The organism is [Empedobacter] haloabium (assembly GCA_008011715.2).
Taxonomy (GTDB): Bacteria; Pseudomonadota; Gammaproteobacteria; order Burkholderiales; family Burkholderiaceae_D; genus Rugamonas; species Rugamonas haloabia.
In genome coordinates this window covers 5,766,143-5,779,350 of sequence record CP136508.1, presented here as the reverse complement: position 1 = coordinate 5,779,350, position 13,208 = coordinate 5,766,143, and the positions used below count along the sequence as shown (strand labels likewise).

Annotated in this window: 14 protein-coding genes; 3 read left to right on the top strand and 11 right to left on the bottom strand. The window is 68.1% G+C overall.

What is annotated here, in order from left to right:
- The first annotated feature begins 38 nt into the window (after positions 1-38).
- A complete protein-coding gene (locus tag E7V67_025130) occupies positions 39-839 on the top strand; it encodes an alpha/beta hydrolase (GenBank protein ID WUR12935.1) in 801 nt (266 codons plus the stop codon).
- Positions 839-2,407, top strand: a complete 1,569-nt coding sequence (locus tag E7V67_025125; GenBank protein WUR12934.1) for an ATP-binding protein — start codon at positions 839-841, stop codon at positions 2,405-2,407. Before E7V67_025130 ends, E7V67_025125 begins: the two co-directional genes overlap by 1 nt.
- A 141-nt stretch (positions 2,408-2,548) precedes the next feature.
- Here the strand turns inward: E7V67_025125 and E7V67_025120 are convergent, their stop codons facing one another.
- The 3 genes from E7V67_025120 to E7V67_025110 are packed head-to-tail and all read right to left on the bottom strand — an operon-like array spanning position 2,549 to position 6,290.
- Positions 2,549-3,805, bottom strand: coding sequence for a hypothetical protein (locus E7V67_025120; protein ID WUR12933.1), 1,257 nt, complete (start codon positions 3,803-3,805; stop codon positions 2,549-2,551).
- 10 nt (positions 3,806-3,815) lie between these two features.
- Positions 3,816-5,825: a hypothetical protein gene (locus tag E7V67_025115; GenBank protein WUR12932.1), complete on the bottom strand. Its 2,010-nt coding sequence runs from the start codon at positions 5,823-5,825 to the stop codon at positions 3,816-3,818.
- A 3-nt stretch (positions 5,826-5,828) separates the two neighbouring features.
- Positions 5,829-6,290, bottom strand: a complete 462-nt coding sequence (locus tag E7V67_025110; GenBank protein ID WUR12931.1) for a hypothetical protein — start codon at positions 6,288-6,290, stop codon at positions 5,829-5,831.
- 163 nt (positions 6,291-6,453) lie between these two features.
- On the opposite strand from E7V67_025110, the gene E7V67_025105 reads away from it, so the two are divergent.
- Positions 6,454-6,783, top strand: coding sequence for a cupin domain-containing protein (locus E7V67_025105; protein ID WUR12930.1), 330 nt, complete (start codon positions 6,454-6,456; stop codon positions 6,781-6,783).
- Positions 6,784-8,627: 1,844 nt separating this feature from the next.
- Here E7V67_025105 and E7V67_025100 read toward each other — a convergent pair.
- The 8 genes from E7V67_025100 to E7V67_025065 form a co-directional block, all read right to left on the bottom strand.
- Positions 8,628-8,756: a hypothetical protein gene (locus E7V67_025100; GenBank protein ID WUR12929.1), complete on the bottom strand. Its 129-nt coding sequence runs from the start codon at positions 8,754-8,756 to the stop codon at positions 8,628-8,630.
- Positions 8,753-9,766, bottom strand: coding sequence for a glycosyltransferase family 2 protein (locus tag E7V67_025095; GenBank protein WUR12928.1), 1,014 nt, complete (start codon positions 9,764-9,766; stop codon positions 8,753-8,755). The genes E7V67_025100 and E7V67_025095 overlap by 4 nt, the downstream gene beginning before the upstream one ends.
- Positions 9,721-10,113 carry a GtrA family protein gene (locus tag E7V67_025090; protein ID WUR12927.1) on the bottom strand — a complete coding sequence of 131 codons (393 nt, stop codon included), beginning with the start codon at positions 10,111-10,113 and terminating at the stop codon, positions 9,721-9,723. Before E7V67_025090 ends, E7V67_025095 begins: the two co-directional genes overlap by 46 nt.
- A gap of 106 nt (positions 10,114-10,219) precedes the next feature.
- On the bottom strand, positions 10,220-11,254 hold the full coding sequence (locus E7V67_025085; GenBank protein ID WUR12926.1) for an NAD(P)H-dependent glycerol-3-phosphate dehydrogenase: 1,035 nt from the start codon (positions 11,252-11,254) through the stop codon (positions 10,220-10,222).
- 1 nt (position 11,255) lies between these two features.
- Entirely contained in the window at positions 11,256-11,699 is a 444-nt protein-coding gene (locus E7V67_025080) for an SH3 domain-containing protein (protein ID WUR12925.1), read from the bottom strand.
- A 95-nt stretch (positions 11,700-11,794) separates the two neighbouring features.
- Positions 11,795-12,286, bottom strand: coding sequence for a protein-export chaperone SecB (secB, locus tag E7V67_025075; protein WUR12924.1), 492 nt, complete (start codon positions 12,284-12,286; stop codon positions 11,795-11,797).
- A 149-nt stretch (positions 12,287-12,435) separates the two neighbouring features.
- Positions 12,436-12,696, bottom strand: coding sequence for a glutaredoxin 3 (gene grxC, locus E7V67_025070; protein WUR12923.1), 261 nt, complete (start codon positions 12,694-12,696; stop codon positions 12,436-12,438).
- Positions 12,697-12,712: 16 nt separating this feature from the next.
- A complete protein-coding gene (locus E7V67_025065; GenBank protein ID WUR12922.1) occupies positions 12,713-13,114 on the bottom strand; it encodes a rhodanese-like domain-containing protein in 402 nt (133 codons plus the stop codon).
- Between the last annotated feature and the right edge of the window lie 94 nt (positions 13,115-13,208).

Sequence of the window (13,208 nt, the reverse complement as noted above, 5' to 3'; positions counted from 1 at the left end):
AAAATGTCAATCCCAGCCGACACCATTCAGCTCGCGCCATGACCCTGCACCAGAAGCACAACATCAACGTTCTCGGTACCGGTCCCGCCCTGGTCTTCCTGCACGGCTTCGGCTGTGACCAGAACATGTGGCGCTTCCTCGTGCCCGCGTTCGCGGCGACGCACACGGTGATCCTGTATGACCTGACGGGCTGCGGCAAATCCGACCTGGCCGCCTACGACCGCGACCGCTACGACACGCTGCACGGCCATGCCGACGACCTGCTGGCGATCGTGCGGCAAGTGGCGACAGGGCCGGTCACGGTGATCGGCCATTCGGTCAGCGCGATGATCGGGCTGCTGGCCACCAACCAGGCGCCGGATCTGTTCGCCGCCCAGGTGATGGTGGGGCCGTCGGCCTGCTACATCGACGATGATGCCGGCTACCGCGGCGGCTTTAGCCGCGCCGACATCGAGGACCTGCTGGATACGATGGAGAGCAATTACCTGGGCTGGTCCAGCGCGGTGGCGCCGCAGATCATGGGCGCGCCCGACCAGCCGCACCTGCGCGACGAGCTGACCAACAGCTTTTGCCGCACCGACCCGGACATCGCGCGCCATTTCGCCCGCGTCACGTTCCTGTCCGACCACCGCGCCGACCTGGCCCACAGCCGGGTGCCGACCCTGGTCCTGCAATGCAGCGACGATTTCGTCGCGCCCGTGGCCGTGGGCGAATACATCCACCGCGCCATTCCCGGCAGCCAGTACGTCCTGATCGACAATACGGGCCATTGCCCGCACCTGAGCGCGCCGGAAGCGAGCATCGCCGCCATCCGCGGCTTCATGGACAGGGTGGCCTGATGCACGACGGCGCGCCGGACGAGCTGTGGCTGCGCGCCCCCTGCGGGCTGCTGCGGGCCGACGGTGCCGGCATCGTCGTGCGCGCCAACGAAACGTTCTGCGACTGGCTCGGCTACCGCCGCGACGAACTGGAAGCCAAGCGCTTCGTCGACCTGCTGCCGGCCGGCGCACGGCTGTTCCACCAGACCCACTGGCTGCCGCTGCTGCAGATGCAGGGCTCCATCGCGGAGGTGCAGTTCGACCTGCTGCACCGGGACGGGCGCCGCGTGCCGATGCTGCTGAACGCGCTGCGCCGCGAGCAGGACGGCGAGTGCTTCGACGACATCGGCGCGATGGTGACGGCGGACCGCAAGAAGTACGAACGCGAGCTGCTCGACACGCGCCAGCGCGCCCGCACGGCCGAGGCGGGACAGCGCCAGCTGAACGAGGAGCTGGCGCGCGAGCACCGCCGCAAGGACGAATTCATCGCCACCCTGGCGCACGAGCTGCGCAACCCGCTGGCACCGATTGCCAACGTGCTGGAGGTGCTGCGCCTGCGCCCCGCCGATGCGGAGTTGTGGCACTGGAGCCAGGACGTGCTGCAGCGCCAGCTGGCGCAATTGACGCACCTGGTCGACGATTTGCTGGAGGTGTCGCGCATCACGCAAGGCAAGCTGGTGCTACGTAGCGAGCCGCTGGCGCTGGCCGACATCCTGGCCGCCGCCGCCGAGGCGGTGCTGCCGGCGGTGACGGCGGCGCGGCAGAAGCTGACGATCGCGCAATGCGCCGAAACGTTGACGGTGCACGGCGACCGCACCCGGCTGACGCAGATCGTCTGCAACCTGCTCAACAACGCCAGCAAGTTCACGCCCGAAGGCGGCTCGATCGGCCTGTCCGCCAGCGCGCGCGATGGCAATGCCGTCATCGAGGTGTCGGATACGGGTGCCGGCATCCCGCCCGAACAGCTGGAGCGCATCTTCGACATGTTCTCGCAGCTGCATCCGCCGCTGGAGCGCTCGACCGGCGGCCTGGGCATCGGGCTGGCGCTGGTCAAGGGACTGACGGCGCTGCACGGCGGCAGCGTCAGCGCCCGCAGCGCGGGACTGGGGCACGGCAGCGTGTTCGAGGTCACCTTGCCGCTGGCGCAGCCCGAGGAGGCCGTGCCTGTGCCGGAGGCGCGTGTGGCCGGCGGCAAGGCGCGCCTGCTCGTCATCGACGACAACGTGGACGCCTGCGAGACGCTGGTGATGGCGCTGGACATGCTGGGCCATGCGGTGCAGGGCGCGCATACGGGCATGGCCGGCCTGGCCGCGCTGGAGCAGGGCCTGCCCGACTGCGCGCTGGTCGATATCGGCCTGCCGGACATGGACGGCTACGAACTGGCCCGGCGGGTGCGAGCAGCGCCGTGGGGGCGCGGCATCGTGCTGATCGCCGTGACGGGGTGGGGGCAGGACAGCGACAAGCAGGCGGCCAGGGAGGCCGGGTTCGATGCGCACTTTACCAAGCCGATCGATTTCACGAAGCTCGATGGAGCGATTGCCGAGTTGTTGGGCCGGGACGGTGGAAACCCATCGGTGTCAGGCACCTGATTGCAGGTCGGAGACCTGCAATCAGGTGCCTGACACCATGGGTCCGATGTCGCCAGCGGCTTGTGAGAAACACCGGTGTCGGGCACCTATCTGAGGGTCTCCGACCCTCAGATAGGTGCCTGACACCATGGGGGGCGGCCACTACAGCTTGACGACCTGCGGCCGCCGGTTCTTGGCCGTCCCGTACACGAACGCATGCAGCGAAGGCACCCAGCGGAACTTCGACCAGATATTGTTCTGCGCCGCCTGCAATTGCGCCTGGCCGCCGCTGTCGTTGGGCCAGTGTTGCAGCGGCACGCGTTCCCACGTCCATGCCGCGCTGGCCGGATCGCTCGCCGGTGGCGTCAGCTTGACGATGACCGGCGGCGCCACCGTCTGGTCCAGCCCGACGATGCAGCCCAGTTCATCGACCCATTGCAGGCCCAGCGAGTCGAGGCGGTGGAAATTGGTGCCGCCGCCGTCGTAGCCGTGCGTCAGCGACGGCACCGTGCCGGCCGTGCTGATCGTCGTCATCGCGCCCGTTTCCAGGTTGCGGATGTACATGCGGCGATACGCCGTGCCGGCGTAGGGGCCGGACGAATAGCCGCCGTCCAGCGCGATCAGCAGGTTCAGGCGGTTGCACAGCACCAGGGCGCCGTTGGCGAGGTTGCCGCCCAGGGCGGGATACTGCGTGATGTCGCCGGTGCGGCTGACGAACAGCGTGTAGTGGGCACTGCCGTTGGTGGCGACCCACCAGCCCTGCCGCACGTCGTCCATCACCGTGATCGGGTAGGTGCCGCGCGAGGCGTCGCTGGCGGTGAAGCGGATGCGGGTCGGGTCGGCGTTCTGCGGCTGGCGCGTGACGAAGCGGCTGTAGCCGTAATTGAGCTGGGCCACGTCCAGCACGTTGATGCGGTTCTCGTAGGGGCTGCCGGCCCAGAAGAACGACATCAGCGAGCCGCGCACGCCACCGCCCCAGGCACGCGGCAGCTCCTGCAGGCCCAGGTAGGTATGCGGCGTGTAGGGCGTATCGTCCGGTGCATAGCCGTTGACGAAGGTCGTCGCGATATTGGCGCTGGTGGGCACGTTGGCCACGCTCCACGTCAAGGTCGAGAAATCGCAGATCAGCGAGAACTGCACGTTCGGCAGCGACGTCGTCGCCTCATGACCGCCGGAATAATAGACCTGGGCCCCGAGGCTGCTGTAGTCGCGCAGGATGGCGCTGCCGCCCCATACCGTGAAGGGGTTGTCCATCGCGTCGCCGATCGAGCGGTACAGCGCCGGCGTCACGTCCTGCGGCATGTTCTTCATCGGCACGTCGGCAAAATAGCCGGGTGGCGGCACCCACGCCGGCACGCCGGCGGGCTGGTTGTTCGGCACGATGCGGATGCCGAACGGGGCGGAGGATACCTGTGCCATGCTGTGCTCCTCAGGTCGGGCGCGGCATCACGCTCCACACGGGGGCGTTGTTGACGGCGTTGACGAAATCGTTCCAGTTCGGCGCGCCCGTCATGCGGCCATAGGCCTCGCGCGCGCCCGGCACGTTGTGCTGCACCGCATAGGCCAGCGCCGGCTGCAGGTTGGCCCAGTAGCTGGTGGGCTCGGGATAATAGGCGCCGCGCAGCGGCCCCGCGACGCCGGGGTTGGGCTTGCCCAGCGTGGCCTGGTACACCTCGCCCCAGTTGGCATACCACGGCCCCGTGCCGCCGGCGAAATCGGCGCGGTCGCTTGGGGCCACGGCGATCGTGTACTGGGCCGCGTCGCTGAACAGGTAGTCGGTCGGCGCCGTGCCGCCGAAGCGGCCCACGATGCTCCTGGCCTTCCAGGCGAAGAACGCCGCCAGCTGCGTGGTGCCGGCGCCCGGCAGCGGCGGCACCAGGTCGATCAGGTAGCCGGTGCAGGCGGTGAAGAAGTCCTGCATCCAGGTGGCTTCCGACCAGAAGCCGCCGGTGTAGCTGGAGTAGGGCCAGACGAAGCCCTGCGGGTTGTTCGGCTTGGCCACGTACTGGCCGTGGTAGTACGCCACGTTGGCGGCCAGCGAGGCCAGGAACTCGGCCTGCAGCGGGTCGCCGTCCGGCGTCACCGTCCAGGCCTGGCCGAGCGTGCGCAACGCCCAGGCGGCGCCACGCGTGGTGTTGGCCCCCGCATTGGTCAGGAGCACGCCGGCCGAGAACTGGCGGGTCTGGTCGGTGTTCTTCAGGTAGTTGGCGGTGGCGGCGAACTGCACCTGTTCGAGGAAGTAGAAGCGTCCCGTCAGCAGGTAGGGGAAGAAGCCGATCGACGGATGGTGCGGTGAATCCCAGCTGGGCGGCACCGTGCCGCTGGGCACCGGCGTGTACTGGTTCTTGCTCGAGGCACCCGAGTTGTCGATGGCGCTGGCGCCGTTGACTACCAGGTTCGGGTAAGCCGAGAAGCGCAGCGGCTGTTGCGTGCCTTCGTCGCGGTAGTGGATCGGATAGCGCCCGGCGCTGTAGGCGTTCACGATCAGGCCGGGCAGGGCGCGCCGGTCCTCGCTGGCGAGATACAGCACGTCCCACTCGGGCAGGATGCCGATGGCGCTCTGGTAGCCGCCCTGGCCCATCGCCGGCGCGTAGTTGCCGCGCTGCAGGGGTGTATAGGTCTGCGCCAGCGTGCCCCACAGCGGCGCGTTCGCCGGCACCCGGGCGCGGTAGGCGGGCACCAGGCCGGTCGATTGCAGGTAGGCCTTGTCGTGGCTGGCGATGACGTCGCCGCCGGCGCCGGTCCAGTAGCTGAACGTGCTGTCCGCGACCAGCACCGTGCGGCAGTGGTGCGGCAGGTCGATCGTGGCGGCGAAGCGCTGGCTGCCGTTCAGCGCGAACGTGAACTGGGCGTTGCGGTTGCTCTGGCCGGGCAGGTTGATGTAGCCGTTCTCGATCCACGGCAGCACTTCCACGGCGCCGCCGGCGAACAAGCGTACCTCCAGCCAGGCGACCAGGTGGGGGTCGCTGCCGACCGGCTTGCGGTAGATCCACGAGCTCATTTGCGGGCCTTCGATCCAGCGCCGCAGCGGCGTGTCCCAGTCGCCATCGGCCCAGCTGGCGCTGCCATAGCTGCCGGCGCCGATGCTGGCGGTCACGCCCGTGCCGCGCAGCGCGGCGGTCGTCAGGCCCACGGAGGATGCGGCGGGTGCCTGGCGCAGTGTGATCGTCAGTTCGCTGCCGGCGGACAGCGTCGCGCGGCCGGCCACGATGGCGAATTTCAGCGAGCCGTCCGGCCAGGTGTTTTTCGGCGTGACCTGGACGCTGCCGACGTTGGCCGCGAGACTCGACCCGGCCGGCACGTGGCCCTGGCGGAAGGCCTGGCCCAGCGCGAACGGCAGGTCGGTGCCGCCGCTGGCGGAAGACAGGCGGAATTTGACGATGTCGCGGCCGGCCGGCTCGATGCGGATCGAGAACGGGGCGGATGAGGTCTGGGCCATGGCCTACACCCGGGCGGAGAGGACGAAGCCGTCGGCACTGGTGACGGCGCCGCTGCCGTCGTAGTCGAACGAGCGCTTGGCCGCGTTGAACGTGACGCCCGGCGGCAAGGTGCCGGCGATCAATGCCAGCGTGGCATTGGTGGCGTTGCTGACGTAGCCGGCGATGCTGATGCTCGACGGCACGCCCTGCACGAAGGTCAGCGGCGGAATCGGGCTCCAGACCGGCAGGCTGGGCGACGTCGGCGTGGTGACCGGCAGGGGCGAGGTGACCGTGCCGCCTTCGCCCGCCGCGCCGCCGCTGCCGCCGCCGCAGGCTTCCAGCACGACGCTGCTGGCACCGGCCGTGACGAGCTTGATGAAGCTGCGGCGGTCGAAGCGGTTCTTGCGCCGCTCCTGGGTAACGACGAGCTCCGGCTCGGTCGCTTGGCGCCGCTGTCCGCGGCGCATGTTGAGGAATCCATTCATGACCAGTGCTCCAAAAAAATGATGCCGGTCGGTGCGTGCCAGTGACTTCAGTGTCGCACTTTTCCGTTATTTGTCGCGTCCGCTTGCGGCCGGCGCGCGCGTCGCCGCCGGCGCTGGACTGCTAAGATGAGATATCCCAGAAACCCCCGATAAGGAGCGCTCCATGGCTTTACAACACGCATCGTCCGGACAAGTGATTGCCCTGCAACGCAGCGGCGAGGACATGAAGCAGTTCTCATCGATCGCCCTCGCCAAGACCGATGAGCTGGAACTGATCCGGCTGGTGCTGCCAGCCGGCAAGACGATGCCCGAACACTGGGTCAAGGGCCAGGTCACGCTGCAATGCCTGTCCGGCGCCATCGCCGTCGACGCGCACGGCCGCACCGTCGTGCTGCATGGCGGCGAGATGCTGTACCTGGAAGGCGGCGCCGCCCACGCGTTGCGGGCGGAAAGCGATTCGATCGCCCTGTTGACCATTGTCTTGAAGGACTGACGGCAGGTATTCCACGCGATACAACACGCGCGCCCGGGCCAGCGCGTGGCCGTTGACGGGATTGCGGTCCAGGCGCGCAACGGCCACGAGCCGCATGGCGCCGTCATGGCTCAGCCGTACTCCGGCCGCGTAGACGTGCGTGATGCCGGTGGCGCGCAGCACGGCGCCCTGCAGCGTTGCCGCGGCCGGCGCCGTCAGGCTGGGCGGCAGGCCCAGCAGGCGGCGCCCCGCCGGCATGCTGACGATACGGTTCCCCAGCGCGGCACCCGCCAGCGGATAGTGGCGGCTGCGGTCGGCCAGGTTCAGGATCACGGCGCCCGCAGGCAAGCGGTCCACCAACGGCGGATATTCGTAGAATTCGGCACGGCTGGTCTGGCGTGCCAGTACCACGCGGTCGGCAAACGCCAAGCCCTGGCGCGACAGGAACACGGCCAGCATCGCCAGTACGCACAGTCCCAGCACGGCATCGAACAGGAGGCGCCAGCGTCCCTGCGCCTGGGTGACGGACCATGCCGCGAGGGCGGCAAAACACGGCAGCGCCGCCAGCGCGTAGCGGGGCTGGCGATCGTCCAGCAGCCACCATGCGGCCATGACGCCGGCCGCCACCAGCAGCAATGCCAGCCGTACGCCATGGCCGCGCCAGCCGTCGCGCAGCAGCGCCCCGCCCAATGCCAGCGCCGTGCCCGGCAAGGCCGCCGCGACAAACGCGCCCAGCCCCGCGCTGTGCTTGAAGTTCTGGTCCCAGCGGTGCGGTTCCTGCCATGGGTAGATCAACCATTGCGCCGGGCTCGTCACCCATTCGAACTGGGTGGCGTGGCGCAGCGCGAAATCGACGTCCGCCGCGGGCCGCCAGCCCAGCCACGTACCCAGCAGCGGCGGCACCACGGGATACAAGGGATTGCCATGGGCGAGCGCATTGCGCGCCAGCCAGAAGCCGGTCATCAGCAGCAACGCCAGCCCGTACAGCATCGCTTGGCGCACCGGACCGTTGCGCCCATGCCTGGCGCAGACCAGCAGGCCGACCAGCGCCGCCCCGATCAGGTGCAGGCTCTTGAAACCGAACGCCAGCCCGGCCGCCAGGCCCGCCAGCACCGGGGCGGTGTTGCGCGGCAGGTTGCGGCACAGCGCGCAATACAATGCCAGCGCGATAAAGGCCAGGCCGCCGATGTCGGCGCTGGGTTCGGCCACCGAAAACGCGACCATCGGCACGCTGAGCAGGCCACAGGTGGCCAGCAGCGCGGCGCGACGGTCGGCGCCGGCCAGGCGGCACAGGCCATAGGTCGCCAGCGCCAGCGGCACCAGCGGCACGATATTCATGGCGCTGACGAGGCGCTCGGGCACGGCTGCCAGCAGGAAGGCAGCCAGCACGCTGGCGTTTGCCGGGAAGGTGTGAGGGAAGCTGCCGTCCCAGGCCTGCAGGCTGTGCGTCTGCAGGATCGCCACGGCCGCGGGCAGGTGGTAGGCCAGCACTTCATAACCTTGCGGAAAGCCGCAGACGAGCATGGCGGCCGTCAGTGCGAACACGGCGGCAGTTGCCCGTGGCACGATGCCGGGCAGTTGGCGCGGCCATGCCGGCGCGATGCGGTGGGGCTGGCGCGGCAGCCAGGCGACGGCCAGCGCGGCAGCGCCCAGCAGAACCGCCGCATGGTTCACCGTGACGATCCGTACGCCCCACAGCAGCTGGGCCGCGCCCAGCAGATGGAAGGCGAGGAAAAACGAGACGGCGGCCAGCAGCACCAGCACCAGCGCGCGCGTCAGCGCATCGGCGCCGGCGCACAGGGCGGGCGCCAGCCGCAAAGCGAGCCAGGCGCAGGCCAGCAGCACGAACAGTGCGGCAACGCTGCTCACGCCAGGTGCCCCAGCAGCAGCAGCCAGGCCCGGCGCAGCAGCAATACGTGGTTGCGGATGCCGTCGCTGGCCAGGAAGTAGACGAGCGCGGAACAGGCGCTGGCGCAGGCGGGCAGGCCGTTCACGGGGCCTCCCGCTCGAAGCGGCTGCCGCACACGCTTTCGACGTGGTAGCGGGGCCGGCGCTTGGTGGATTCGTACACTTTGGCGAGATACTCGCCGATGACGCCAAGGCTGAGCAGTTGCACGCCGCCCAGCAGGTACATCGGAATCACGGAGGACGCCCAGCCCGGCACGGCCTGCCCGGTCAACAGGCGGATGCCCAGCGCCCAGGTCGCCAGCAGCAGGCTGCCCAGCGATACCAGCGCGCCGACGCCGGTGATCAGCCGCAACGGATAGGCGGTAAACGAGGTCACGCCCTGCCACGCCAGCGCCAGCATCTTGCTGAGCGGGTATTTCGACGTCCCGGCGAAGCGCGCCGCGCGCTCGAATTCCACGACAGCCGTGCGATAGCCCAGCTGTGGCACCAGGCCGCGCAGGAACAGGTGGGTCTCGTCATAGCCGCGCAGCGCTTCCAGCGCGCGCCGGCTCATCAGGCGGAAATCGGCATGGTTGAACTGCACCTGCACGCGCATCCCGGCCAGGAGCCGGTAATACGCCTCCGCCGTCACGCGCTTGAGGAAACGGTCGCTGTCGCGCCGGCGGCGCACGCCGTAGACGATCTCGCAGCCGGCGCGGTACTCGGCCAGCATCCTCGGAATGGCGTCGAGGTCGTCCTGCAGGTCGGCATCGAGGCTGATCACGACGTCGCCCGGCACCGTCATCAGCCCGCACAGCAGCGCGTTCTGGTGGCCGCGATTGCGACTCAGCTTGATGCCGCAGACCGCCGGCGACACGGCCGCGTATTCGCCGATCAGGCGCCAGGTGGCGTCAAGGCTGCCGTCGTCCACGTAATAGATGGCGCTGCCCGGACCGATGCTGCCGGCGGCATCCAGCGCCGCCAGCAACGCGACCAGCCGGCGCGTGGTTTCCGGCAGCACGTCCTGCTCGTTATAGCAGGGCAGCACCAGGCTGAGGACGGGCTTGTCCCTTACCTGCGGCGGAAGGTCCAGGCGCCATGGATGCAGTAATTCCATGCGATCACTCCTGTGGTGGTCAGCAGTTGGGCGGGGATGACGGCAAGGCCGGCGCCGGTCAGCAAGGTCAGCAACAACGTATTCAGTAGCAAGCCCATCAGCGCGACGGCGACAAAGCGCGGCATGGCGGTGCGGTGCGGGCGGTCGCTGCCGAACGTGGCACGGCGGTTGAGTGCGTAGTTCAGGCCGGCGCTGCCGGCGAAGCCCGTGGCGGACGCGGCCACGGCAGGCATGCCGGCCAGAACCAGCAACCCCATCGCGCCGTACTGGACGAGCGTGCACAGTGCGCCCACGGCCAGGAAGGCCGACAGGCTGCGCAGCGATAACGGAGCGGCGGAAATGGGCATGGACAGCTCGGCATGGAGGTAACCCTGTCGATGCTATCCAGAAAGATTTACCGCTGACCTCGACTACGTCAAGGTCAGTGCGGTACGGCAACGTTTTACAACGGTCTTACTTGGGCGCGGGTGTCAGCGTTTCGTCGCGCGGGTCGCGCGCCAGGATGCGCGTGACCATGTCCAGCGGTTGCTGGCCGTCGAACAGCACGGCCGCCACGGCATTGGTGATGGGCATATCGACGCCCAGGCGGGCCGCCAGCTCGCGCACGGCCTTGGCGCAGGGCACGCCCTCGGCCACGTGGCCCAGTTCGTTGACGATCGTGTCCAGCGCCTTGCCCTGGGCCAGCCCGAGGCCGACGCGGCGGTTGCGCGACAGGTCGCCGGTGCAGGTCAGGATCAGGTCGCCCATGCCCGTCAGGCCCATGAACGTCTCGATATTGCCGCCCAGGGTGCTGCCCAGCCGCGTGATCTCGGCCAGGCCACGCGTGATCAGCGCGGCGCGGGCGTTCAGGCCCAGGCCCAGGCCGTCCGCGATGCCGGTGGCGATCGCCATCACGTTCTTGACGGCACCGCCGACCTCGACACCGATGACGTCCTCGCTCGAATACACCCGCATCATGCCGCCATGCACGGCCGCGACGACGCTGTCGCGCAGCGCCGCCGAGGTCGAGGCGATCGTCAGGGCGCACGGCAGGCCGCGCGCCACTTCCTGCGCGAACGACGGGCCGGACAGCGCGCCGCTGGGGATCGTGTCGCCCAGCACGTCGCGGAAGATCTGGTGCGGCAGCAATCCCGTCTCGTATTCGAAGCCCTTGCACAGCCAGACGAGGTTGGGGATCGGCCGCCCCTTCAGGCTGTGCAGCAGCGGCCGCAGGCCGGCGACGGGGCAGGCCGCGATCAGCAGGCCATCGCCGCCGGCATGGGCCACGGCGGCGTCGAAATCGGTCTCGACCCGCAGGCCGGGCGGGAACGGATGGCCGGGCAGGTAATGGGTATTGTCGCGTGCGGCGGCGATCTCTTCCATCGCGGCGGTATTGCGGCCCCACAGCAGCACGTCGTGCCGCGCCGCGACGGCGATAGCGACGGCCGTGCCCCAGGCGCCGGCGCCCAGTACGGCGATGCGCCGTCGGGCAGGAGTTGGATGTTGCATGTCAGAGGCCCCAGATCTCGCTGCTGCGCACATAGCCCGTCAGGCCGTCGCGGTGACGTACCCGGGTCCAGCCATTGGCACCCGGTTCCACCAGTTCCAGCAGTACGCCTTTGTCGGCGATGAAAACGACGGTGGAAGTTTCGTCCTCGGCGCTGCGCACCTTGGTGTTGGCGGCGCGGATCACGACATTGCGCTTGGCCGACAGGCCGCGCAGCGGGGTCCAGGCCGTGTCGCCGCTGACGTCGCGCACCTTGACCCACTCGCCATAGGCCAGCACGATCTCCAGCGGCGCGCCGCGCGGCACGATGAACAGCTTGTGCCCCTTGGTGGAGGGCGCGTCATACAGCACGGCGGGGGCCGCACCGACCGTCTTGAAATCGGCCGCGCAGCCGGCACCGGCGGCCAGCGTCAGCACAGCCCCGATTATCAAACGGGTAACAGTCATTGCAAAAAACTTTCGTCCAAAATGATCAAAGGCCACGCGGGCCTTTGATGTGGGGAGCCACGGCAGGCCGCGGTCCCGGGTGCGTCCGGTAGAAATTACTGGACGGTGGTGGTGCCTTCGGCTGGGGTCGAACCGCCGGCCGCGGCTTGCTGTTCGGCCAGGGCTTGCAGGCGCTGCTGGTAGAACACCTCGAAGTTGATCTCGGCCAGGTGCACGGGCGGGAAGCCGGCACGGGTGATCAGGTCGGCGATGTTGGCGCGCAGGTACGGGTACACGATGTTCGGGCAGCCGATGCCCAGCAGCGGGTCCAGTTGCTCGTTCGGGATGTTGCGGGCTTCGAAGATGCCGGCTTGCTTGCCTTCGACCAGGAAAGCGACCTTGTCCTTGACCTTGGCGGTCACGGTGATCGTCACGGTCGATTCGAAGATGCCATCAGCCAGCGGTGCGGCGCCCACGTCCAGGGCGACTTCGATCGATGGCGCTTCCTGTTCCAGGAAGATGGCCGGGGAGTTCGGCTGTTCCAGCGACATGTCTTTCAGGTAGACGCGTTGGATTTGGAATACTGGTTGCTGATTTTCGTCGGACATGGAACGCTTTCAGTGAATTTGGACAAAGATTGATGGTGCTTGGCCTGGGCTGCGGACAGCCCGAATCAAACGCGAGGCAATTGTAGCAAAAGAAATATGTTTGCGACCCTTTTTTAGCCCCGCGTTGACGCCACATCAATCCGGGCGCGTCAGCCCTGCAACAACGGGTCCAGGCGGCCTTGCTGGTCCAGCGCGTACAGGTCGTCGAAGCCGCCCACGTGGGTATCGCCCACGTAGATCTGCGGCACGGTGCGGCGGCCGGTCTTTTCCATCATGACCTGGCGCTGGGCCGGATCGAGGTCGACGCGGATCTTGTTGACGTTCTTGATGCCCTTGCTTTCCAGCAGGCGCTCGGCGCGGATGCAGTACGGGCAGACGGCGGTGGTATACATGGTGACGTTGGCGGTCATGGCAATTCTCCTCGCGTTATTTGGTGGTCGGCAGACCCTGGGCCTGCCACGCATCGATGCCACCGTCCAGGACGACGACATCCGTGAAACCAGCCTGTTCCAGAACCTTGGCGGCGCCATAGGCCCGCGTCCCTTTTTGGCAGACGACCACGGCCGTCTTGTTCTTCAGTTTGTCCAGCTCGCCGGTGCGTCCCTTCAGGTCCTTCAGCGGGATGTTGCGGGCGTCGCGCAGGTGACCGGCGGCGTACGCATCGGCGTCACGTACGTCCACAATGGTGGCCTTGCCGCGATTTATCAACTGCGTGACTTCCAGCGGGGTGGCCTTTTTGCCCCGTTGCGTCAGCGCCGGCCAGAGCAGGGCGCCACCGGACAACACGGCGATGCCAACGAGAAAGATATGGTCGAGAATGAATTTCACTGTGCTTCCAATGGTTGAACTGAATCCGCGCATTATAAAATAGATGCCGTTTCGCAGCCCCAGCCCTATTTTTCTGGCTGACAGGCAAGATTGT

Coding starts and splice junctions, on each gene's coding strand:
- E7V67_025130 (WUR12935.1), top strand. CDS start 39: ATGACCCTGCACCAGAAGCACAACATCAACGTTCTCGGTACCGGTCCC.
- E7V67_025125 (WUR12934.1), top strand. CDS start 839: ATGCACGACGGCGCGCCGGACGAGCTGTGGCTGCGCGCCCCCTGCGGG.
- E7V67_025120 (WUR12933.1), bottom strand. CDS start 3,805: ATGGCACAGGTATCCTCCGCCCCGTTCGGCATCCGCATCGTGCCGAAC.
- E7V67_025115 (WUR12932.1), bottom strand. CDS start 5,825: ATGGCCCAGACCTCATCCGCCCCGTTCTCGATCCGCATCGAGCCGGCC.
- E7V67_025110 (WUR12931.1), bottom strand. CDS start 6,290: ATGAATGGATTCCTCAACATGCGCCGCGGACAGCGGCGCCAAGCGACC.
- E7V67_025105 (WUR12930.1), top strand. CDS start 6,454: ATGGCTTTACAACACGCATCGTCCGGACAAGTGATTGCCCTGCAACGC.
- E7V67_025095 (WUR12928.1), bottom strand. CDS start 9,766: ATGGAATTACTGCATCCATGGCGCCTGGACCTTCCGCCGCAGGTAAGG.
- E7V67_025090 (WUR12927.1), bottom strand. CDS start 10,113: ATGCCCATTTCCGCCGCTCCGTTATCGCTGCGCAGCCTGTCGGCCTTC.
- E7V67_025085 (WUR12926.1), bottom strand. CDS start 11,254: ATGCAACATCCAACTCCTGCCCGACGGCGCATCGCCGTACTGGGCGCC.
- E7V67_025080 (WUR12925.1), bottom strand. CDS start 11,699: ATGACTGTTACCCGTTTGATAATCGGGGCTGTGCTGACGCTGGCCGCC.
- secB (WUR12924.1), bottom strand. CDS start 12,286: ATGTCCGACGAAAATCAGCAACCAGTATTCCAAATCCAACGCGTCTAC.
- grxC (WUR12923.1), bottom strand. CDS start 12,696: ATGACCGCCAACGTCACCATGTATACCACCGCCGTCTGCCCGTACTGC.